Here is a 24,458-nt window from a genome sequence, read left to right as displayed (position 1 = left end):
TTTAAAGTAGTTCTAATCAACAAGTTATGAAAACTATTTATATAATATAAATAAATTAATATAATATATATAAAATAATGTTTATTTTAACCTTCTCAAAAACCAATATGCTTATCAAGATTTACCACAGTTATAATCATCACATTCTGGTATAAAACTAAAGTAGAACGCAAGTATAAAACCACTTTTTTTTCACAAACACCGATTGATAATCGTCATCCCCTATTTCATTATCCAAAAAGTTGCATCGTTACCCATAGTATATGTTTCGCTTTTAAATCACTTATTTACAGTAATACCAATTGTGTAGCTACCTGCTGAGTATTTTGTAAAATCGACATTAACTTTCAGTTTCTAAGAATAGAATTCAGTATTTTGTCCACCAAAGGGTAGCATTTCTTTCTCATCTATTGTTACGCTTATTATTTTTCGTTATTGTAGGCTTTGTTTTTTCTCCCGCTAGTGGTTTTACTTTTCTTTTACTGATGATTTTGTNTTTTACCTTTCGCCGTATAGGTTTCAGTCCTTTTTTTATTGGTGACTTTTTATATTCTTTTCTTTTTTTTATAGTCTATAATTAGGCCTTTAACAAGATCAAGCATGTCACTAAGAATGCTTCTCATTTTTTGTGGCTCTGGTATATTTTCAGTGATACTAAAAAAAGGATATTTATTTGGAGATTTACTTATTGAACCTGTACCAACATGAAATCTCGGGTTAGTATTGGGTTAAAATAGTAAGGATAGTTTGCTAATAATCCAGCCCATATATTCTTTAGTGATTCAACCTTACTGAGAACTTTAAGTTCGAGCTGGGATTTTTGTTATAATCTGACTAAAAATAGCGTTGGATTCATAATAAGATTATTACTCTATTCAGCACTAAAGTTTAAACCTGTATAGTGTAGGGTATTGACCTTCTAAATCAATTACTAAGTTGTTAGCTATGTTTGCTAAAGATAAGGTGAGCAACATAGCTAAAGTGCGTAATCTCTTCATTTTTATATATCTTCTTATACAGGGGAAAATATATACAATGCACAAATACATATTTCTTATATTAAGAAATATAATTATAGCATTATAAATGCGCTACTCAGATTTTTACACAACTATGTTTACTATCTTGTTTGGTATAGTATATATAGTTCGAACTTTGTTTTGATCTATCTTATTGGATACAGAACTCATTGCTATTTTCTTCAATTCTTCTTTAGGCAGATTAATTGCTACCTCAATTATTGTACTCAATTTTCCGTTGATTTGCACTGCTACAGTTACTACGTCATCAATCAGTAGTGACTTAGCAACTTCTGGCCAAGGCTGTAGATATAGCATGCCTTCACCCCCTATTTCTTGCCATAGGCTTTCGGCTAAGTGTGGTATAAACGGTTCGATTACTCTGATTAGGGTGCATATACTTTCATCAATGAGTGATTTTCCGTTCTTTATATCTATTTCGGCTATTAAGTTCGTCATCTCACGGAATTTTGCCACTGCACAATTTAATTTGCAGCTTTCTAAGTCATCTGTAAGTCCGTGTAAGAGTTTGTGCATTTTCTTTCTATGCTCTAAAAGTTTATTTGTAACATTTTTATCTGGTGTTATTTCAGTATGTGATAACATATTTCCTTTTTTGATCTCGGTGTCGGCTACTTGGATGGTAGGGGATTGATTTTGGATAACAATAGGTTTGAATTGCATTACCATGCGCCATAATTTATTTATATAGCGAAAACAGCCTTCTATACCGTTGTCTGACCATTCTATGTCTTTTTCTGGAGGAGTGTCGGACAATACAAACAAACGTGCAGTATCTGCACCATATTTTTTTATGATGAAATTTGGATCAACTATATTCCTTTTCGATTTGCTCATCTTCTCAACCTTACCAACTTGGATTTTTAAACCTAGTGCTACTAATTCTTTTGCTTCTTCAGGAAATAGCCATTTACCATTCTCATCTTTATAAGTTGTATGACAAACCATTCCTTGAGTGATTAAGGTAGAGAAAGGTTCCTTAATGTCAAAATAACCACATCTAGTTAAAGCGCGGCAGAAAAATCGTGAGTAAAGCAGGTGCAAGATTGCATGTTCTATTCCACCTATATAATAATCGACAGGCATAAAATGGTTGCAAGCATCCTTATTGATAAACTTATCTTCACTACAAAATGCAGCAAAATACCAAGAAGATTCAAAAAAAGTGTCAAATGTATCAGTTTCACGCTCTACTTGTTTTCCACATTTTGGGCAGTCAACAAATTTCCATGTTGGGTGTTTATCAAGTGGATTGCCACCGCTTGTAAATTCTACGTCCGGTGGTAAAGTTACAGGAAGGTCTTTTTCTGGTACTGGAATAGTACCACAATCTTTACAATATATAATAGGTATAGGGCATCCCCAATAACGTTGCCTTGAGATTCCCCAGTCATGTAAGCGATAGTTTACAGTTTTTTTACCTATTCCTTTTTCTTCAAGCTTTTTGATGACTACTTCTTTTGCTTTACTAGCCGTCAATCCATTTAAAAATTCAGAATTAAACATCACTCCATCATTGATACATATTTCTCTTAAAGTATCTATATTTTGTGTTCCTTCTTCACAAATTACGGGAATAATTGGCAAATCATGTTTTTGTGCAAATTCAAGATCACGCTGATCATGCGCAGGGCACCCAAAAATTGCACCTTCTCCATATTCTGTCAATATAAAATTCGCTACATAGAGTGGCAACTCCCTATTAAGAAATGGATGTTTGACATTTAATCCGGTGTAAATTCCAATTTTTTCGTCATTTTTCTCCTTTATTTTCAGATTATCGATAAGATCCTGTATTTTTTTGTTTTTGAAATTCTTTATAATAGGGTGCTCTGCTGCCACTGCACAAAAGGAAGCTCCAAATAAAGTGTGAGGGTGAATTGTAAAGATTTTCAATTTTTTGTTTAAACCAATTATTTCAAACTCTATAGTGATGCCTTTAGATTTTCCTATCCAACTTTCTTGCATTGTTTTTACTTTTTCTGGCCAATTCTTTAAATTTTGCAGGCACTTGAGCAAATCTTCGGCAAAATCAGTAATCTTTAAAAACCACTGGGTTAGCTTACGTTTTTCAACAACTGCACCTGAACGCCAGCCTTTTCCATCGATTACCTGTTCATTCGCAAGTACTGTTTGGTCTACTGGATCCCAGTTAACCCATGACTCTTTTCGGTAAGCAAGACCATGCTTTAAAAGATCTAAAAAAAGTTTTTGCTCGTGTTTACAATAATCAGGCTCACACGTGGAGAGTTCACGCTCCCAATTATAGGAAAGACCTATAGATTTTAGTTGCATACGCATATTATCTATATTCTCTTTTGTCCAAATTGCGGGGTTAATATTATTGTCCCTTGCTGCATTTTCAGCTGGTAATCCAAATGCATCCCAGCCAATTGGGTGCAAAACCTCAAATCCACGCGCTCTTTTATAACGTGCTATTACATCTCCTATTGTATAGTTACGCAAGTGTCCCATATGAATTTTGCCAGATGGATATGGAAACATTTCCAACACATAGCATTTATTTCGTTTACTATTCTTGCTTACAGAGAAATTCCACTTATTTTGATAAAATTTTTCAACGGTTTTAAAATCATATTTCATATAAATCCAAATTTAATCACAGTTCATATGCAACAAAGGATCAATCGCTTGACCATTGCGCCGTATTATAAAGCAGATTTGTGGATCTTTATCTTGTGTGCTTGATTTGCCTGCAGACCCAATAACTTGTCCTTGTTTTACTTTATCACCAATTTTAACATGTATATTTTTCAAATAGGAATATACAGTTATGTAATTATTTTTGTGTTCCATTATAATTAAGTTTCCATACCACCTAAGTCCTTTGCCTACATATATTATTTTACCAGGTGCAGAAGCAACTACATTTGTCCCCCTTTGAGCAACGATTTTTACTCCATCTTTGCATGTCTTATCAGAAAAGATAGTAGTACCTTTTACTGGCATTGCAAATTTATAGTTTGACTCATTGATTTTCACGTTTTGTGCATCATTCTTATCTCTGTATATTCTATTTATAGTGGCTTTTCTATTTTCTTTTCTTGTTGAATCAGTATCATTCTTAATGAGATGGTACTCTCTTGTATATTCTAGGTCTCTTTTTCCGTAAAATTCTTCGCCTTTAAATAGTACAGGTGAAGGTTTTTGTAGACCACAACTTACTAGTGTTACCTGTAATATAAATAACAAGGTTATGCGCCACATAAGTTTATTTAAGGTAATTCAAACCATATTAAATAACATACTTTTAAAGGTAATAAGACTTTTGTTAGTGCTGATTTTATTTTTTGTTCTTGTGAATCGATCCACTACTGCTTATTCTTCTTGCAACTTACTCATAGCTACTTTAGAACTCTACATAGTTCCTCTGTACTTTATAATAGATGCTCTTTTATAAAAAACATTTTACTCTTCTTTCTCTTCGCTCTTTCTGGGTAAGATCAGTCTGTAAACTCATTACTGTTGCACTTTAAGATTTCTTTNTCCTCCATAATAGATTCTCCTTGATAGAAATAGAGCTGCTATAAGATAAATAAGATTCCATGTTGCTAGGGAAACACCTAGAATATAACTAGGACTGTCACAAGATGGAGAGTAATTAGGATTTAATAGCTTATCTCTAAGCTCTTCTATGCTAACATTGTCACCTGCTACTTGTTCTGTACAGCCTAAAATGTCGTAAAATAAATGTAATTCAAGACCTATATGGTAAAAAGATATTAATGTGCCTATAAAATAGCTACAAAACATTGCGTAAATTAGAATTTTGTTTTTTTTGAGCATATGCACCACTACGAGTAATCCTGTAATATAGTAAACTACCCGCTCATATATACATAGTTTGCATGGCAGCATATTAAAAAAATACTCTAGCACATATGCAGAAATTAGAGCAAAAGTAGTTGATAACAAGAAAATTATAGAAACTCTAGAGTTATTATGCATAATTTAAAATGAATTATTATAAAGAGCTCTAAAAGAGTAAAGTAAAATCCTTATTTTACATAAGGATTTTTATTCTTTTTTAAAAATAACCTGACTGGTACGCCTTTAGTAAAGAAACTCTTTCTGAGATCGTTAGTTAAATAGCGTTTATAACTCTCATCGACACTCTTAGGTATGTTACATATTAAAGAAAAAGCAGGAGGTTTAGTACCAGTTTGGGCGATATACTTCATTTTAATTGATCTACCTTTTACAAGTGGGTGAGGATGATTATCCAAAGCACTAATTAGCCACTTATTTAGTTTCGCTGTACTAATTTTTTTGTTTAAGAATTGGTTTACTTCAAGGCATTTATCTATCACATTACTACAATACATACCTTTTAATGCAGAAATCGTTATCACTGACACTTCCAAAGATAACCTCGTTACTTTCTGTTGCTCTATAAATTTTATTAATTTACTCCTATCATCTTTATTTATTAAATCCCATTTATTTAAAACAATGATAATTCCTTTTCCTTCTTTGATTGCAGTCTCACCAATTGATAAATTCTGTTGTTCAATACCCATAATGGAGTCTAGCATTAAAATTACTACATGAGAACGTTTTATTGATTCTATGCTTTTCTTAATGAATCTTGATTCTAAGTTATCTACAATATTCATTTTTCTGTCGATCCCTGCGGTATCGATGAGAGTGATTAATTCTCCGTTATAATTATATATAATATCCACAGAATCACGTGTAGTTCTTGGTTCTGAACTTGTTATTAGTCTGTTTTCTGAGAGTAAACTGTTTAGAAAGGTTGACTTTCCGACATTCGGGCGGCCAATTATTGCGATTCTAAACTTACTGAACTTGTCAACCAGTAGTTCAGTGCCTTGATCTAAATTTTTAATAGCACTAGATAGAGTGTTATAAAGGTCAACCATGCCAAGATTGTGTTCGGCTGAAATATATACTGGACCTATGAAATCAAAAAATTGCAGATAGTCAACATTTTCAGATTTATAACTCTCGCATTTGTTTGCTATAAGTATTACAGGTTTATTTGTTTTTCTTTTCAGCCATTTTGCAAACTTTTTATTTTGCTCATTTTGCACTTTTGCATCAACAAGAAAGAAAATTATGTCTGAATCAGATAAAGAAAATTCGATTTGTTCAATAACTTGTAATGAGAAGTTAGTTCGATCGTTCCATCCTCCTGTATCTATAACTTTAAATTCTAAGTCACTAATTCTTCCAGCTTCTTCACGTCTGTCTCTTGTTACTCCTGGAATGTTGCTAACTACTGCTGCTTTTCTTCCCACCAGCCTGTTAAATAGGGTTGACTTGCCAGTGTTTGGCAGTCCTACTATAGTTATTTTCAGCATAAATTTAAAAGTCTCAAGGTAAATTATAATCAAAATTTTTCAGTTTACTATTGACTTTATTGATTATATCAATGCCTTAAAATAATAATGTTTTATCTTAATTTTATTATGTGAAAGCGAGAGGTGATTATACTAATGTTTGAATAGATGGTAAATGTAACTAAGAGAGATTAGAATAACAAGAAGTGCAGAAGTATTAACATAGGAATATAGAATTCCCGGAAAAAAGATAATTTTTCAATTAAGCATGGATAATGTATAAACAAATTGAGAGGGGAAAATAGAAGAAAGATTTTAGGACGATTAGAAGATATAGAAAAGAAGTATGAAGTAGTTTCTTGTGATTAAGTTGTAGGAAAATTCTGGATAAGTTGCTAGAAATTATAGATCTTACATATAATATAAGGATAAAACAATGTTTGGTATGCCATATAAATTAATGCAAAGTATAATCTCAGATGAGAGAAAAAGACAATTAGTAAAAGAAATGTCATTAATATGGCATTTATAAAAATGTAGATTTGATCCAAAAGGCAAAATTTAAGTCTTGAAAGAAAGTAAGAAGGAAAAATTAGATTTTCTTTCCTTTAAAATAGCTGGTTTTAATTTTAAGAGATCATATGTTAGTAAGGAAATTTCGGATTTGTACTGTGGCAGTATACCAATAGATTAGAATTTCAATGAGAAGTGTAGTGATTATTTATTACGTTCAGAAGAAGTTGTATGTAATAGCATTGAAAATGATGAAAAGAAGGAGTTATGGTAGAGAGATATATAACGGATTTTGTTGTATGAAGTGTCCAGAAGAAAGTTTTATAACTTCTGAAAAATTTATGGATTCTCCAGAATTTAAAGATTTAGAGTATGGTACATTAAGAATGAGAGAAGGAAATAACATAATTTGGCTGTATGATGGATAGTATCATATATGAAAGGCAGAGTAAAAATGACTTTTAATGTGAATAGTGAGAAACCTGAAACGATTTTGTTCTCTTAAAAAGCTCATAAACCTGAAAATAATTCATTAAATTTTAGTATAATAATGGTATACATAGATAATAAAAATTATGGAATTTTCTTAAAACATTATGAAACATTAAAAAAGCACTACGTATAGAAAAGATTGTTAATAAAGCCAAAAGTTTTGTTGAAGAAAAAGTTAGAAATAAAGTGAGTCGTTTGGCGTTCTAGGTGAAGTTAGTGCATTGATTGTGGTTACTANTTTTAGGTTAAAGTTCTAATTATTATATCATATCATTGCATTTAGCAATGGTATATGCCTCTCTATGAAGCGAGTCATCTTTCTCTTCACTTTCTCTTGATAAGATCACTAAGCTGTAATCTTTGATTTTACCCAGTGGTATAATTTACCTATTTTACTATCATGATCGAGCATTCTAGCATTATTTTTGTAAAAAGTGTCAATTATAAGTTTTATGGAACCTATAGCAGCAGAAAATACGGGATTTTTATTGTATTCATCTTCAAGACCATTACAAGATTCAGGATACCCAATACGGACTTGTTTATTGAATACGTAGCTTGCAATCTCTTTCATGCTTGTGAGCTGGCTTGTTCCTCCTGTAATGACTACTTTATTAATTAAGTTTTTCTGTTCCTGAAATTGCTCTTTTACTAGTTCGAGTATTTCTTCAACTCTTGGTCTTACGATATCAACAAGTTTGTACTTGGGCGCTTGAATTGGTTCATCATTTTCATTATTTTGCACTGTAATATATTCGTTTTCATCTATTGAGGTTATAATAGTGTTACCATACAATATTTTTATACGTTCTGCATATTCTATACTTGTGCATAGCCCATAAGCTATATCTCGAGTGATATGAACACCGCCGATTGGAATGCTGCTTGCATATATGAGCTTGCCTCGCTTGAAAATTCCAACTGCAGTATATCCACCACCTATATCAACAATAGCAGTTCCGAGCTCTTTTTCATCTTCACTTAGACAAGCAAAACCAGCAGAATACGCAGAAGCAACACAACCAGCCATACTTATTCCATCATTATTGATTATACAATTTTCAATGTTGGTGAGTGCCGGACGCGAAGCAGTAACAACATTCACGTCAGCAGATAGTTTTTTCCCATACAAACCACTAACCTCCTTTATATCAGTCATGTCGTCTAATTGATATTTCAGTGGTATATTGTGAATGATAACGTTTTCTTCAATGTATTTCTCAAATGTTTGAGAGACTACACGTTTTATGTCTCGGTCAGAAATTTCATGATTAGCTGTAATAATTTCGTTATGTATATTGAAAGATGAGATTCCGCATCCAGCAACATTAACGTATATTTGGTCTATGGTTTTCTCTGATATTTGTTTAGCCAGAGCTATAGTTGATGAGATAGAGCAATTTGCATGTTTTATATCAGTTACTGATCCACCATTTATACCTTCTGCAATCTTATAACCTGTTCCTGTTATTTTGTAGCTAAGGTTTCCACTGATCTCAATAATTAGGCAAATAATCTTTGTTGTACCTATATCTAAAACAGCAAAAGTGTTTCTTTTTGGTTTTACTATTACTGCAGAGTACATTAGTTAATCTTATTATAGAATTTCATTTAAGTTGTAGCTTGCTTTAATAATTTATATTTCTATTGTAATTGTAAGAGTACAGCAACATTTTAATATACCCTAAATACTGGACAAGAGAAAAAATAAAATATAAAATTATAGCCTTATGCCTAAACTACCAATTATAATTGCCCCCGATGGAAAGTTAACCATACGTGCTAGTGAAGTAATAGATATAAACGATGAAATTAGAGAATTAGTAAACGACATGTTTGAAACTATGTATGATGCAGAAGGTTTTGGCCTTGCTGCAGTGCAAGTTGGAGTGTTGAAGAGGGTTTTTGTTATGGATGTCCAGTTAGAAGGTGTTGAAAGTGGGTTAGCAGGACATGAATTGACCGGTGAATTTTGTATGATTAATCCTGAAATTATAGAGTTATCTGATGAACAAGTAATTCTTAAAGAAGGATGTCTTTCAATTCCGGAGCAAAATTATGAAATCAGACGTCCAAAATATTTAACTGTAAGGTATAAAGATTTAAATAATGAAGAACAGATGCTAAAAGCTGGTGGTTGGCTTGCAAGATGTATTCAACACGAGATAGATCATTTAAATGGTATATTATATATTAGACGTTTATCTAAATTAAAGTATGATATAGCTATGAAAAAAGCACAAAAGGTTAAGAGGCGCTATGAGTAATGAAGATCTGGAATTATTAAGATTCTACCACGAAGAGGGTATTGATTGTACGTTAACAGAGAGCGAAGAAGAAAAGGAAGTAAAGGAAGAAAAAGAAAGTAAGTTTATACAGTCCACTACCATTCAGGCTGAAACTCAAAGAAAAGAGCAACAATTTATGTTTCCAAGTGATTGGGTAATTGAGGCGAGAAAGCTTGCAAGCAAGTGTAATAGTGTAAGTGAACTAAGAAGTGTAGTTACATCGTTTGAAGGTTGTGAGATAAAAAAAACTGCAACCAATACTGTTTTTTCCGATGGTAATCCAAATGCAAAAATTATGCTTATTGGTGAAGCTCCAGGTGCAAGTGAAGACCTGCAAGGTATACCATTTTGTGGCGCAAGTGGAATGCTGCTTGATAAAATGTTAAATGCAATAAACCTCGACCGCACTAAAGTATATATAAGTAATGTTGTATTTTGGCGTCCACCAGGTAATAGAAAGCCAACTAACTTAGAGCTTGATATATGTAGGCCATTTGTTGAAAAACATATTGTACTGATTTCACCGAAGATTCTGGTTTTAGTTGGGGGAATCGCGTGTTATAGTCTTCTTGATAATACGAAAATTATATCAACCTTACGTGGTAGATTTCATACTTATACTAACCAATATTTATTTCATTCAATTACTACAATTGCTATATTTCATCCAGCTTACCTACTTCGTCAACCATCGCAAAAACGTTTAGCTTGGGAAGACTTAAAGAAGATCAGAGAGTATCTTGATGCTAATATTTAGCAAAATGATTGTTAGTGGAAAGTAGCTAACTGTCATGGAAGTTACTTAACGAAGTCTAGCAACCTTATTTTCTTAGAATTAAGAGTGTTTCTAATTCTAAAATTTCTTTTTGATCTGCAGATTCAGTAAAAAACTTAAGGTATTTTTTTTGCAAGTTACATAAAATTGTAGTAGCTATATGTTTTCAAAAGTTTTTCTATATTTAGCCAAACCTCACTTAAATTAAGTGTAAGCAAAGAATGTTAGCTCTAATTATAGTTAGAGAGCTAAAACCAATACTATGGTTTTTTGCATTTTCTCTCTTTTTAGTAAATTCCTTAATATTTATAATTGGTGTGGACTGGATAAATCGAACTTACCAGGTACTAAAGATATTAGCTTAATATGATTAACTACACAACTATATAACTTCACTCTGAGTTGGCTGATGAATTAGATGCTTGGTGAGCGTAATTTGGAGCCTCTTGTGTAATGATTATATCATGAGCATGACTTTCTCTTAATCCTGATGGAGTGATAGTAACGAATTTACAGTTTTTTCTCATTTCTTCTATACTCCTATTACCAGTGTATCCCATTGCAGCTTGTAGTCCACCAATTAATTGATGAATTACTCCTGAAGCTGGACCTTTAGATGGAACTCTTCCCTCTACTCCTTGTGGAACTAATTTTAGCTTCGAGTCTTTATCTTGAAAATAACGGCTAGCTGAACCTCTTTTCATTGCGCTAATAGATCCCATTCCTCGGTAGCATTTGTATGTTCTACCCTTATATGTGATAATTTCACCTGGACTTTCGTCAGTGCCTGCAAAAAGTGAACCAATCATTACAGAGTCGGCGCCAGCTGCAATAGCTTTTGCAACGTCTCCTGAGTATTTTATACCACCATCGGCAATTAATCTTACTTTTCTTGCCTTACATACTTCTGCAACATTTTGAATTGCGGAAAATTGTGGTACACCAACACCTGTAACTATTCTAGTTGTACAGATCGATCCAGGTCCTACGCCAACCTTTACTGCATCAACGCCCACGTCAATTAACGCTTCAGCAGCCTCTTTTGTAGCAATGTTTCCACCTACTAACTGTGTGTTTGGATACATAGCTTTTATTTCCCTAATGGTATTAATGACATTTTCAGAATGACCGTGAGCAGTATCTACAATAATTACGTCAATTTCTTTTCCAATTAAAGCTTCACACCTTTCAATGCCATCCTTTTTACCAATGCCAATTGCAGCAGCAACTCTTAGTCGTCCTTTGCTGTCTTTGCATGAGTTGGGGTACCTATTGTATTTTTCAATGTCCTTAATTGTAATTAGTCCTATACAACAAGAGTTCTCATCTATGACTAAAAGTTTCTCTATTCTATTTTCATGTAACAATTTCATTGCTGAAGCACTGTTCACTTCTTGCTCCCGCACTGTAATTAACTTATCTTTTGTCATTACTTCAGAGACTTTTATATTTATGTTCCGGTCTTCAATAAACCTTAAATCTCGGTTAGTGAGGATGCCAACTAACTTATGTTGGTCAACTACAGGAATACCGGAGTAGTTATACTCTTTCATTAATAAAATTGCTTCCGCAACTGTTTTATCTGGAGAAATTGTAATAGGATTGTATACAATCCAACTTTCATATTTTTTTACCCTTCTAACCTCTGAAACTTGTTCGTCTATTGATAGGTTTTTATGTATGCAGCCTATTCCACCATGCTGAGCAATAGTTATTGCAAAGTCTGATTCGGTAACAGTATCCATTGCAGAGGATATAAGAGGGATGTTGAGTTCTATATTGTTTGTTAAATAAGTTTTTGTATCTGTATCACAAGGCAATATATTAGAATGAGCTGGTAAAAGAAGTATATCGTCAAACGAATAGCAAACTTCCATTTTTTTCATAAGCTTTATTTAAAGCTTATACGTCAATTAATTGAATTGCAATATAGTTTTCTGCAAAATTTTAGCTATAGTTAACTTAAACAAGGTTCTTCTACGTTATGTGTTGACGCAGTATTGTATTTTACTTATTATAATGCCATTTGTTCTAATAGTAGGTTTCTTGTTCATGCATCTAATAAATTGTCGACGTTGCTAATCACCAAGAATATCATCTAAGTACTTTATGTTAGGACTTAGCAAGTAAGTTTACTCAGTATGAAAAGTGCACAAACAGTCAGCCTTATATAAAGATAAGGGTGCTACAATTATTTAATAACATATCTTTCTTTATTCTAGTTTAAACATCGCAAGATATATAAAGTTTATGGATATTGAAATATGAGTTATTCAGGAATTTTGACACTATCTTTAGTATTTGTAATTGGTATTGTTCTATAGCAATAATAGTATTTGTGCAAGTTTTTTCTATTTTTTCTACATTATTCACCTGCGTTATANATAATACGATGATACTTAAAACCGGTTATCTGTATGATCATGCTCGTGATACTACTATTAGTATGATATTTTAATATACCAATGGCAGCAAAGCTTAGTGGCCCTTCAGGAAAGTTACTGTGTAGTATATATGAAAAAATGTGGATATACTCTTATAAACATCATTCTGATGTAAACGACAGTAAAATCTTTTTAAAAAATGGTATTTGGGCTATTTATAATTTTCTGTTTTATACTATTTCTTACTATGTTTCTGGATGCCTTTATAATTGTACTAATCTCAACCATAGTATTTATAAAATACTTAATCAGCGTAAGCAGACTTTTTATGGTGAAATTATAAAAATGCTAGCCGTAGCTTATAAGCCTAGCTGATATTTTTCTTTGGTTATTAGTGGTTGCTTATTAATTAAAACTTTAAAGTTATTTAATATTGACGTTATACACTCAAATGTTAAAATGAAAATAAAGAATTTTTAGGAGTCTATATGGTAATAGGAGGAAAAGAAAAAACAGCTAGTAAAAATAATCCTACTCAGCGTAAAAAAGCTGAACAAAAAATGTATAAAGATAAACCAGTAAAACCAGTCAGATATATAGATCGTGATTCACGTGTAAATTATATGTCTGCTCAGTATGACGATGGTAATTTGGTTGAAGATGAAATAAGTGGTAGCCCTATAAAATGGGAATCTATATAGTGGGTTTAAATTTGTGGTTAAGATTACCATTAATTCTAAGGAATGTAAAGTAGAACCTGGGTTTACTATAATTCAAGCTTGCGAAACCGTAGGTGTTGAAATTCCGCGCTTTTGTTATCATGAGCGTTTAATAATTGCTGGCAACTGTAGAATGTGTCTGGTTGAAGTTGAAGGAGGACCTCCAAAACCGATAGCTTCTTGCGCAACACCAGTTGTAGAAGGTATGGTTATCCACACTGATACTCCGAAAGTTAAAAAAGCACGTGAAGGTGTGCTTGAGTTTTTGCTTATTAACCATCCACTTGACTGTCCAATTTGTGATCAAGGTGGTGAATGTGACCTACAAGATATAACGATGGTTTATGGAAAAGGAATAAGTAGATTTGATGAATATAAAAGGGCCGTACAAAAAAAATATTTTGGGCCACTGATTGAAACTGCAATGAATAGATGTATTCATTGTACTCGGTGCATTAGGTTTTTGTCTGATGTAGCAGGTACAAATGAACTTGGAGGAATTGGTAGAGGAGAAAAGATGGAGGTTAGTACTTATGTGAAAAGGTACATTAGCTCTGAATTATCTGGAAATATCATAGATCTCTGTCCTGTAGGGGCTTTAACTTCGAAGCCTTACTTGTTTAAGGCCCGTTCATGGGAGCTATCACATTGTGAAACTATAGATGTGCTTGATGCTGTAGGGAGTGCAATCAGGGTTGACTATCGCGGTCTTGAAATTATGCGAATATTACCGAGGCTTAATGAAGAAATCAATGAAGAATGGATATCAGATAAAACTCGTTTTGCTTACGATGGACTAAAAGTGCAACGTCTCGATCAACCTTATATAAAGAGAGATGGTAAATTAGTTTCAGTTGATTGGAATGAAGCATTAACAGCTGCTGCAAAAAAGCTAAAGAGTACAAAACCAAGTAAAATAGCTGCAGTTGCAGGTGATTTAGCGGATTGTGAATCTATGCTTTTATTAAAGGAAATGATGCATAAGCTTGGATCAGCAAATTTAGATTGTAGACAGGATGGAGCAAAACTTATATCAGACAATCGTGGGTCATATGTATTTAACACTACTATTGAGGATATAGAAAATGCAGACTTATGTTTACTTATAAATACAAATCCTAAAGTAGAGGCCCCAATTATTAATGCACGTATAAGAAAAAGATACTTACAAGGGAATTTTCCTATTGCAAGCGTTGGTCCTGATGTTGAGTATTTATATTATGTTGAAAAGTTAGGTAATAATCCTAATATCTTGAATGAAATAGTAAATGGAGATCATAAATTTTGCAAGCTATTGAATACTGCCCAAAGCCCTATGCTTATTGTAGGTCAAGACGCATTAACAAGAAGTGATTCCGAGTCAATTTTAGCTTTAGCCATTTCAATTGCAGAAAAATTTAATATGGTTAAAGATGACTGGAATGGTTTTAATGTTTTACATAAAGCCGCAGCAAGAGTTGGTGGGTTAGATATTGGATTTGTCCCTAAAAATGGTGGAAAAGACATCAACCAAATATTAAAGCAAGCAGAGAGTGGTGAGATGGAAGTTGTTTATCTTCTTGGTGCAGATGAAATCGATACATCAAAGTTAGGGAATACATTTGTAATTTATCAAGGTCATCATGGCGATAGAGGAGCACATGTAGCAGATATCATCTTACCTGGAGCTGCGTACACAGAGAAATATGCAACTTACGTGAATACTGAAGGTCGAGCCCAAAGAACGAATGTGGCTGTACTTCCCCCTGGGGAAGCAAAGGAAGATTGGTTAATCATCAAGAATTTATCCCAATATTTGGGTTTCCCTTTACCATATGATAGTTTATTTGATGTGAGAAAAAAATTAGATACTATCGGTCCACAGTTTAAAAATGCTGATCAAGTGGTAAAAAACAAGTTGATTTTAACTAATTGCAGTAAAAAAATAATCTTAAGTGGTAAACCTTTTACTTTAAAAGAGTGTAATTTTTATATGACAGATCCAATAAGTCGCGCTTCAAAAATAATGGCAGATTGTACTAAAGCCTTTTATGAGCACGCTAGTTAACATCTTATTCATTTTGGTGCAGCTACTGCTTTCGGTTGCGTATTTAGTGTATTTTGAGCGCAAAGTTATTGGTGCAATTCAACTACGACATGGTCCAAGTGTTGTTGGTCCTTTTGGACTATTACAACCATTTGCAGATGCTATTAAGTTACTAACCAAAGAGCCAATAATACCGTCTAGAGCAAATACCATATTATTCATCATGGCTCCGATTGTTACCTTTATTTTAGCATTAATTGCATGGGCAGTGGTACCATTTGGTGCTAAAGTAATTATAGAAAATGGGCAGCAAGTAGTAATTCCTAAGGCAATAGCAAATATTAATGTCGGAGTGCTCTATGTCCTAGCTATATCTTCCTTGGGAATATATGGTATCATTATTGCAGGCTGGTCTAGTAATTCTAATTATGCATTTTTGGGTAGCATAAGGTCAGCTGCTCAAATGATCTCATATGAAGTTTCAATAGGTCTTATAGCTGCTACAATTGTTATTATAACTGGTACACTAAATCTCGGAGAAATGGTAGTGGTAAAGCATAATATGCCATTTTGGGTTGATATGTTGTTAGTACCTATAGCAATAGTATTTTTTATTTCACTTCTTGCAGAAACTAATCGCCACCCTTTTGATTTACCAGAAGCTGAGGCAGAGCTTGTTTCCGGATATAACGTTGAGTATTCATCAATGCCTTTTGCTCTTTTCTTTCTTGGAGAATATGCTAACATGATTTTAGCGAGTGCTATGATGACAATATTTTTTCTAGGAGGGTGGTATCCTCCTATAAAATTTAATTTACTGTATAAAATACCAGGTTTAGTTTGGTTCGTTTTGAAGATAGTTTTACTATTATTCGTATTTATTTGGGTTAGGGCAACTGTGCCTCGTTATCGGTATGATCAACTAATGCGTCTTGGTTGGAAAGTTTTTCTGCCAATATCGTTACTTTGGGTAATACTTACCTCAGGAGTACTTCTCTTTACTAAAAATTTACCAAGTTTAGGGTTATAAATATATTGCTGATTTTGACATTGAATTTTTTTTTGATAAATCTTGTATTATAATATACAAGATTAAGGCTCTTGTGTTATGGCTTCTTCTAAATTTTTTGATTTAAGGTTGTGATCAGCATTTTAAAAAGAATTTTTGGTATATAAAAAGTAAAAGTGTTCTTCCTTGATATACGTTTAGTAAGTAATTCAAGTGTTGCTATAAAGAGCTAGGGCAGATTGTAGTTATACAATTCTTCTAATCTACAATTAGATAAATAATGATGGCTAAAGTCTATTTTTTCTCATATTAAATATTAAAAAATCTTAATTAGATTAACTATATTTATGCAGAAAACGGTTCTCCTAGCGTTGTAAAAATTCATTTATTTACTTTTCTCGAAATTGTAAAGAAGCACCTAATTTTCTGAGAAAAGTAGTAGAAAATTAACAGATTGTGGAAAGAAGATGGAATTTTTAGCTAGTAATTAGAAGCGGAAGACCGTATGTATAAGTGCTAAAAATAAACTACCGTAACAAATTTATGTTTTATTAAAGTTTTAGCATGACTCCCCGGGCCGGATTCGAACCAGCGGCCAATTGGTTAACAGCCAACTGCTCTACCACTGAGCTACCGAGGAATAAACTGTTTTTAATTTATCAGGTTAAGCTTTGATTGTAAATAGTTTTCATGTGCTTTAACTAAGACTTTTATGGGGGAATATAAGCGATAGAAAGTTCTACCAGAAGTCACTGGTTGCAAAGATTTAATTCAAGCGATAAAATCGCATTATTGAATGAAAAATATATGCTAATTAGCACAATGTCGGATCTGAATAATATATGTAGGGAGCTAATAGCAAAAAAGCCAAAATTTATAGCTGTTGACACAGAGTTCGTTAGAAATAACTTAACCTATTATCCTAAATTGTCATTAATTCAAATTTCTTATAAGGAAAGGAGTTTTGTTATAGATGTATTAGCGCCAGAGATTGATTTATCATTTGTTAAGAAAGTCATGCTTGATCGAGAAATAATTAAAGTATTTCACAGCTGTCGGCAAGACATAGAATCTTTATTTACTGTATTTAAGTGTATACCTGCTCCCATTTTTGATACCCAAGTTGCTGCTATGTTTTGTCATTATTACTATAATTTTATTGGTTACTCAAAAGTAGTGGAACAATATCAGGGAATAGTGCTGAATAAGGTTAAAGCTAAAAATTCAGACTGGTTGAAGCGTCCATTGTCCGAAGATCAGTTAGACTATGCAGTAAGTGATGTAGTTCATCTATATGATCTACATCAAATATTGCACGATAAGCTTGAAGAAAAGAATAGAATGGGCTGGTTTCGAGAAGAGATGGAATCAGTGGTTGATATAAATAAGTATTTGCAGAGTCCAAAAGATGCATGGAAAAGAATTAAGTTTAATCATGGAGCAAATCCGAGATTAACGTTAACTGTTAAAGCAGTTAGTGAATGGCAAGAGACCTTAGCACAGCGCTATAATACGAATCGTAATAAAATAATTAATAATTCTATAATAGCTGGGTTTATTGAAAGAAACGTAGAGCGTGTTGATGAGATTTTAGAGAATCTCAAGAAGAACGCAAAAAATGTAAAGGAGAAAGATTTGTTAGAATTTGTAGATATTTTCAATGAGAATGAAAAAGATTTCATACAACAAAATTATACTTCATTAAACAGTCATGATAGATCTGTGTTTGATATACTTTCAGTTATTCTAGAGAGCAAGTGTAAAGAAAATAACATATCAAGAAAATTGGTTTCCTCAAAGGATGAATTAGTTGGTTCAATATCTGGACAAATGGATAAACTATTTAAAGGGTGGAGGTATGACTTTTTCGGTAAGTCAGTTGAATCATTTTTGAATGCAAGCTCAAAGTTTGAAATCTCGGTAGTGAAATTTACGAATAATATAACTGAAATTCGGAGTAATTTGATAAATACAAGTTGTGAGTTGAAGTCAACTGCTGGAATTTAACAAATCCATTATATTTTTTCTTTGAAAAAGAACATACTCTTTGTTTGTACTGGTGTTAATAACAAAGTCACTTATCCTTCTTTTTTCTCAATAGATAATTGAATATTAGAAATCAGATTCAGATTTTCTCTGTCTATGTTGTGTTGAATTAGCCTTTGAACTTGTATAATGTTATCTGCATGGATAAAGAACAATAGAGTCGCAATATAAACAAAGTTTTGTTTCTAATAAAAGAGGAATATCCAAAATTAAAAGCTTCTTATCAGTCTTCTTTTCTTGAGCAATAAAGAATCCCAGTTCATTTTGCAAAGTAGAATGAACTAAAGATTGAAATTGCTTCCAATTTTCATCATAAGCTAGAAGATATTTGGATAGTACTGTTCTGTCTATTTCGCCATTTACTACCACTATAGGAAAATTTTCTTTTGTGTAACTTATTATGCCCTTATTTACTTTGTAAAGCTGGTATACGATAAAATTAGTGTCAAACACAACGGCACAAAATTTTTTAAAGCAATTAGCTACAAAACTCTTTCCTACTCCAATTTCACCTGCTAGACCTATAACCATATGCTAAAAATATATTAGTAAAGCTATATATCTATAGTGGTTGTTTTTTATATGCCATTTAAAACTCAAATTTGTTTGCGTAGACTTTAATTATGTTAAGAGAAAATAAACAGCTATTGTTTTTTTAGTAATTAAGTAGAATAGAACGAAAAATTATGAGGAAGATTTGAAAAATAAGATAAAAAAAATAGTGATTTCAGGACAGGAAGTATGGCCAATCATTGAGGGTGGTAAAGGTATTGCAATTAGTGACGGAAGATCAAGCGGAGCGTTTGCTGCGGCTGGTGCTGTTGGTACATTTTCTGGTGTAAATGCTAAGCTTATTGATGACAATGGTGAGTTGGTACCGCTGATTTATAAAGGCAAAACAAGAAATGAAAAACATGAAGAATTGATTGAATATAGCATTGAAGCTGGAATTAGTCAGGCAAAAATAGCGAATGAAATATCACAAGGCTGTGGAAGGGTACATATGAATGTGCTGTGGGAAATGGGGGCAGCAGAACGTGTACTTCATGGCATATTAGAGAAAGCAAGAGGTTTAGTGCATGGTATTACCTGTGGTGCTGGTATGCCTTACAGGCTTGGAGAAATTGCAGCTAAATATCAGGTCTATTATTACCCTATTATTTCATCGGTACGTGCTTTTAAAGCATTATGGAAGCGTGCTTATCAAAAAGTATCTTCTTTTTTGCTTGGTGGAGTGGTGTATGAGGATCCATGGCTTGCTGGAGGACATAATGGGCTTAGTAGTAGTGAAGACCCGAAGCTACCACAAGCTCCGTTTGAAAGGGTTGCAGAACTTAGATCTTTTATGAGTGAGGTTGGTCTTTCTAAAGCGCCGATTGTTATGGCAGGAGGAGTATGGCATTTAAAAGATTGGGAACACTGGCTTGATAATTTGCAAATTGGACCAATAGCTTTTCAGTTTGGTACTCGTCCACTTTTGACTAAGGAAAGCCCAATTTCTCTGAAGTGGAAGAATAAGTTGTTAACTTTAAAAGAAGGTGACGTGTTTTTAAATAAATTTAGTCCAACAGGATTTTACTCATCTGCACTGAAAAATAATTTCATACGTGAATTGCAGGAGCGAAACTTACGTCAAGTGAAATTTTCAGAAAATGCTAGTGAAGAATTTAATAGTGAATTTGTAGTTGGTGCAAGAGGTAGAAAAATCTATTTGACTGCAAAAGATAAAAAACTGGTAAATGCATGGACTGAAGCAGGATATACAAAAGCAATGAAAACTCCAGATACAACTGTTATTTTTGTAACACCAGATAAATTTGCGAAAATAAGACAAGATCAAATTAATTGTATGGGATGTTTGAGTCATTGTTTGTTTAGTAATTGGAAAGATCATGGTAATCATTCAACAGGTCGAAAGCCAGATCCACGAAGTTTCTGTATACAAAAGACACTGCAAAGCATTATGCATGACGGTGACATTGAAAATGAACTCGTGTTTTCTGGGCATAATGTATACAGATTCAAGCAAGATCCATTTTATGAAAATGGTTACATACCGACAGTAAGAGAGTTGGTAGAAAGAATGCTAACTGGATATTAAATTANTTCAAGTTGATAAGAGAATATTACTTTATTAAAACAAGTATTTATTAATTTTAGAAAGAAGTGTTTACGTTAGTGAACAATAGTACTTTAAAGATATGCGTCAGCTTATGTGAAAAAGTCAGGTAGTAGCGATGATGTTCAAAGTTTTTATGGTTTTATGATACGTAAAAACATCCCAGATTGGAATGAGCAGAAAATTTAGAGGGTTTGTGTAAAAGAATTTGCTATGCAGGACCTAAATTCAACTAATGGACACAGTGCAGGAAATAGAAATGATTAATATAACGTAAAGAATAACAGGTAACTTGGAAATTTTTAAATTATACATGTATTTAGTGATGAAGATTTAGATTTTTGGAGTTTTTTGTCATTATGATATATTATATTAATTCTTTGTTTGATAGATATGCTCACATTTTAATATAAAAAATTTAACTATGGTAATAACAACTATCAAAGTAAAAAAGACAAGAAAAAAGTTTCAAAAGACAGTAGAAAGTTATTAGCTTTAGATATATAGCGAGTTGCAGTTGATGTGTTACTTTCGATGGTTTTATTGTATAATTTTCTATCATAATAGAGAAGAAAAAGCTAGAAAACTAAATTAAGGTAGATTACCTGGATAATGAACTTAAAAGTGTTCAGGAATATAAAAATTGTAGTTGGTATTATTCCTTTACCAGCTCTGGTAGATAGGTTGCGTTATTAATTCAGTGTCTCACTAAAGTGGAGTTTAGTCATTCTTGATGTTAACTCTTTTATATATTTCACTGGTAGCTTTGCTTTTAGAGAAAACGCGATAAAGAGTTGAGGGTATTGATAAGGCTAAGGAAGTGGTAGAAAGCTATAGAAAATAAAGATCTGAGTCTAATTATGAATCACTACTTCCTTCTTTTTTTGCTAGCTAAACGCTCTTTTTGTTGACAGTAGCTGAGTTTCTTCTGGTTAATTTTATAATTATGATGTAATAGAACGAGGACTAAAAATTACATAGGGTAGACTTATCCTAACCTAGAGCTATATGAGAACATTTTGGTTTTAGTTTACAGAAAGCTACTATTTAGGCAGCAGATACTAAAATCCAGAAAAAAAGAAATATGGTTGTTCCAACATCATGCACTAAAACGACACCATTTGTTACGAAAACAAATGTTTTTTCATAATTGAATTAATAACAAATATTAAGGAATCTACAAAGTAAAAAAATGTAAAAGAAATTCTATGATCAATGGTTGTTCACTTCAATAATCTTATAAGTTGGTATTCTATAATGTCTTAAATGACTGTAAGTGCGTTTTATTTTGAGAATTTAGAGATCTTTAGGTAAAATTAATAAAGGTACGAGGTAGATATAATGTAAAAAATTATATATAAGATATCAACTATATAGTACTCTCATCATTAACCTGTACAGGTTGAAGGTAACTGTAAACCCTTTAATCTCATGATGAGAGTGGTTGATAAAGATTGTTGAGTGGGTTTTATGGACAGACTTGAGTTTCTGAAAGTTACAATATTCATGCAGTTGTCGCATATGAAATTTTATTTACTCTATAACACGTTTACTTATAATAGTGTTAATACAGAGATAAATGGAGTAAGTGTTGAAGAAAGAAAGTTATAATATTAAAAAAATAAAAAAAAATTTTTAGAACAAGCAATTAGAGTAAACCATGCTGGCGAGTATGGAGCTATTTGTATTTATTCTGGTCAAAAATTTATTCTTAAAGAATCTTCTATAATCAATAAAATAATTAAAATGGAAGAACAAGAAAAGAAGCATTTTCGCTATTTTAGTGAGAAAATCAGAAAACAAAAAATTCGTCCTACCGTTTTATTGCCAATTTGGTGTGTGTTAGGAGTATCACTTGGTGTTGCAACGGCTATTATGGGTAAAAAAGCTGCTATGGCTTGTACTGCTGCAGTTGAAGAAGTGATCGAAGAGCACTATAAAGAGCAAATTTCACGTTTAGAAGATGGAGAATTAAGAGAAACTATAAGTAAATTTCGCGATGAAGAGCTAGAACACAGGGATATTGCAATTGGGCATAACGCTGAAAGCGCATTCGGTTATAATGTTTTATCTTCATTCATAAAAACAGGCTGTAAAGCTGCTATTTACTTATCTAAATTGATTTAATTGTTTTTTTCTAAGTAGTTTTTTGTTTGCAATGGTATAAATATAATAACTGGGAATATATATTGTATAATGTTTATTCTTAGTAAGAGGTAGTTTATGAATTTGAGTAAAATTACTGTAACATCGGATATGATAAGTGTAATAATTGAAATAGGTGCAAATGCTGAACCTGTAAAGTATGAGTTTGATAAGGAATTAGGACTGTTACAAGTTGACAGGTTTCTATCTACTGCAATGGTCTATCCTTGTAATTATGGATTTGTACCAAATACCTGTGCAGGTGATGGTGATCCTGTAGATGTTTTGGTGTTAACTCAATATTCCTTAGTATCTGGTGTTTTAATATCGGTGCGTCCAATAGGTGCTTTGCTTACTAAGGATGAGAAAGGAGAAGATGAAAAGGTGTTAGCTGTACCTATTTCTAGTGTTGATAGTTATTATGATAATGTGAAAAATTATTCTGATCTACCTAAGAAACTGTTAGATAAAATTGCTCATTTCTTTTCACATTATAAAGACTTAGAGGAAGGAAAAACAGTAATAGTTGGAGAGTGGGTTGGTGTAGAAGAAGCTAAAAAGATCATTAAGAGTGCTATTAAGTAAGGTTTTTTAATATAACTGATTTCCTGTTGTTGTTTAGTGTAAAAGTATCGCTATTGAAAGTGTTAGACAGGTTGTGAAGTCTTGGTATTATATGTAAACTTGAAACTTAGGGTTTGGAGAGGTGGCCGAGCGGCTGAAGGCGGCGGTTTGCTAAACCGTTATATGATTAAAAAGTCATATCGAGGGTTCGAATCCCTCTCTCTCCGTGTACTGTTGATATGATACATAATTAGTCATTTTAGACTATTTTACTCTTATTTAGATATATAAGTTTATTTAACTTTATTGAAATTTTTGTAGTGCTAGTTTGTGATATCGCCATTGAGTTGTTTACTCTATTTTTATTGATCAAGTTACAGTAAGTTAAAGTGAATGTTAGTATTTTCACATAAAATATGAAAAATATATGAATATTTTACTTTTTTGCTAAAATATGTGATAGTTAGGCTATATTATTTTTTAATAGAAGAGAATTATGGGATCAAGTAAGTTGGGAGTAGAGGGAGCTAATTAGCTTTAGCGAATGATAAAAGTAACTTAAATGGTAGTATGTAATTGGCAAAATTAAAACGAAGGATTTAGTTCTATATTAGAAGCGAGAGGAAGGTCAATTTGACGAAAATTACTTATTTACCGAATAGAATAGCTGCTTTAACATATGTTACGAAGAAATTATATATTATATGTATGTGACTACTATAGTTAGCACTACAAATTTGGTAAGAGCTTTGTTAGAAGTAGAAGGGAATAGTGTTAATACTAAGTGTGGAAATAGAAGGATTGTAGTTATTGTGGATGACTTTAACTAACTGCTTACAAGATCTTAAAAAAGTGAAACCTTAAAAGTCTAAGAATAAAAAGTTAAATAATATAACGTCTGATTGTGCTACTGTCTTTTATGTAAAGTATATATTCTACATACCTCAATATGCTAAGGAGGTTATGTACATTGTGAAAGTTTCACTACATCATGCTTGTTTTTTATTATGGATT

At 32.4% G+C, this 24,458-nt stretch carries 15 protein-coding genes, 2 tRNA genes and 2 pseudogenes; 11 read left to right on the top strand and 8 right to left on the bottom strand.

Translation table 11 applies throughout. From position 1 onward, the window contains the following. Nucleotides 1-1,103: 1,103 nt before the first annotated feature. From leuS to der, 4 genes are all read right to left on the bottom strand, one after another. Nucleotides 1,104-3,644: a leucine--tRNA ligase gene (gene leuS, locus HSX44_RS02575; RefSeq protein WP_275602172.1), complete on the bottom strand. Its 2,541-nt coding sequence runs from the start codon at nt 3,642-3,644 to the stop codon at nt 1,104-1,106. Between the two features lie 12 nt (nt 3,645-3,656). Next, a complete protein-coding gene (locus HSX44_RS02570; protein ID WP_275602171.1) occupies nt 3,657-4,268 on the bottom strand; it encodes a murein hydrolase activator EnvC family protein in 612 nt (203 codons plus the stop codon). Between the two features lie 252 nt (nt 4,269-4,520). Beyond that, on the bottom strand, nt 4,521-5,009 hold the full coding sequence (locus tag HSX44_RS02565; protein WP_275602170.1) for a disulfide bond formation protein B: 489 nt from the start codon (nt 5,007-5,009) through the stop codon (nt 4,521-4,523). Between the two features lie 50 nt (nt 5,010-5,059). Then, complete coding sequence (gene der / locus HSX44_RS02560; RefSeq protein ID WP_275602169.1) at nt 5,060-6,385, bottom strand: ribosome biogenesis GTPase Der; 1,326 nt, start codon at nt 6,383-6,385, stop codon at nt 5,060-5,062. Between the two features lie 680 nt (nt 6,386-7,065). Here der and HSX44_RS02555 point away from each other — a divergent pair. Continuing rightward, complete coding sequence (locus HSX44_RS02555) at nt 7,066-7,305, top strand: hypothetical protein (RefSeq protein ID WP_275602168.1); 240 nt, start codon at nt 7,066-7,068, stop codon at nt 7,303-7,305. A 410-nt stretch (nt 7,306-7,715) separates the two neighbouring features. Here the strand turns inward: HSX44_RS02555 and ftsA are convergent, their stop codons facing one another. Next, nucleotides 7,716-8,954, bottom strand: a complete 1,239-nt coding sequence (gene ftsA, locus HSX44_RS02550) for a cell division protein FtsA (RefSeq protein WP_275602167.1) — start codon at nt 8,952-8,954, stop codon at nt 7,716-7,718. Nucleotides 8,955-9,099: 145 nt separating this feature from the next. On the opposite strand from ftsA, the gene def reads away from it, so the two are divergent. Together def and HSX44_RS02540 are read left to right on the top strand one after the other, a co-directional pair. Next, nucleotides 9,100-9,636 (top strand): peptide deformylase, encoded by a 537-nt coding sequence (def, locus tag HSX44_RS02545; RefSeq protein WP_275602166.1) that lies wholly within the window; start codon nt 9,100-9,102, stop codon nt 9,634-9,636. Continuing rightward, nucleotides 9,629-10,414, top strand: a complete 786-nt coding sequence (locus HSX44_RS02540) for a uracil-DNA glycosylase (protein WP_275602165.1) — start codon at nt 9,629-9,631, stop codon at nt 10,412-10,414. The genes def and HSX44_RS02540 overlap by 8 nt, the downstream gene beginning before the upstream one ends. Before the next feature lie 410 nt (nt 10,415-10,824). Here the strand turns inward: HSX44_RS02540 and guaB are convergent, their stop codons facing one another. Further along, complete coding sequence (gene guaB, locus HSX44_RS02535; RefSeq protein ID WP_275602164.1) at nt 10,825-12,318, bottom strand: IMP dehydrogenase; 1,494 nt, start codon at nt 12,316-12,318, stop codon at nt 10,825-10,827. 986 nt (nt 12,319-13,304) lie between these two features. On the opposite strand from guaB, the gene HSX44_RS02530 reads away from it, so the two are divergent. From HSX44_RS02530 to nuoH, 3 genes are read left to right on the top strand one after another with little or no spacing between them, the layout of a single operon-like run. Next, the gene (locus tag HSX44_RS02530) at nt 13,305-13,517 is read left to right on the top strand and encodes a hypothetical protein (RefSeq protein WP_275602163.1); all 213 of its coding nucleotides are present in this window, start codon (nt 13,305-13,307) and stop codon (nt 13,515-13,517) included. A gap of 13 nt (nt 13,518-13,530) precedes the next feature. Beyond that, nucleotides 13,531-15,582, top strand: coding sequence for an NADH-quinone oxidoreductase subunit NuoG (gene nuoG / locus HSX44_RS02525; protein ID WP_275602162.1), 2,052 nt, complete (start codon nt 13,531-13,533; stop codon nt 15,580-15,582). Beyond that, the gene (gene nuoH / locus HSX44_RS02520; protein WP_275602161.1) at nt 15,566-16,591 is read left to right on the top strand and encodes an NADH-quinone oxidoreductase subunit NuoH; all 1,026 of its coding nucleotides are present in this window, start codon (nt 15,566-15,568) and stop codon (nt 16,589-16,591) included. The genes nuoG and nuoH overlap by 17 nt, the downstream gene beginning before the upstream one ends. A 547-nt stretch (nt 16,592-17,138) precedes the next feature. Here nuoH and HSX44_RS02515 read toward each other — a convergent pair. Next, nucleotides 17,139-17,210 (bottom strand) — tRNA-Asn (locus HSX44_RS02515). A 167-nt stretch (nt 17,211-17,377) separates the two neighbouring features. Here HSX44_RS02515 and HSX44_RS02510 point away from each other — a divergent pair. Further along, entirely contained in the window at nt 17,378-18,577 is a 1,200-nt protein-coding gene (locus HSX44_RS02510; RefSeq protein WP_275602423.1) for a ribonuclease D, read from the top strand. Here HSX44_RS02510 and coaE read toward each other — a convergent pair. Further along, a pseudogene (coaE, locus tag HSX44_RS02505) lies at nt 18,560-19,147 on the bottom strand (dephospho-CoA kinase). The gene HSX44_RS02510 and the pseudogene coaE overlap by 18 nt on opposite strands. Nucleotides 19,148-19,313: 166 nt before the next feature. Between coaE and HSX44_RS02500 the strand changes: the two are divergent. From HSX44_RS02500 to HSX44_RS02485, 4 genes and pseudogenes are all read left to right on the top strand, one after another. Continuing rightward, entirely contained in the window at nt 19,314-20,717 is a 1,404-nt protein-coding gene (locus tag HSX44_RS02500) for an NAD(P)H-dependent flavin oxidoreductase (protein ID WP_275602160.1), read from the top strand. Nucleotides 20,718-22,358: 1,641 nt separating this feature from the next. Then, nucleotides 22,359-22,862, top strand: a pseudogene (locus HSX44_RS02495) (demethoxyubiquinone hydroxylase family protein); the annotation flags it as partial. Between the two features lie 96 nt (nt 22,863-22,958). Further along, a complete protein-coding gene (gene ppa, locus HSX44_RS02490; RefSeq protein WP_275602159.1) occupies nt 22,959-23,465 on the top strand; it encodes an inorganic diphosphatase in 507 nt (168 codons plus the stop codon). 115 nt (nt 23,466-23,580) lie between these two features. Then, nucleotides 23,581-23,671, top strand: a tRNA-Ser gene (locus HSX44_RS02485). Nucleotides 23,672-24,458: the final 787 nt, after the last annotated feature.

The organism is Wolbachia endosymbiont of Onchocerca gibsoni (genome assembly GCF_029169405.1).
Taxonomy (GTDB): domain Bacteria; phylum Pseudomonadota; class Alphaproteobacteria; order Rickettsiales; family Anaplasmataceae; genus Wolbachia.
Note: the sequence above shows the minus strand (reverse complement) of the source record. Positions and strands in the feature narration are given on the sequence as shown.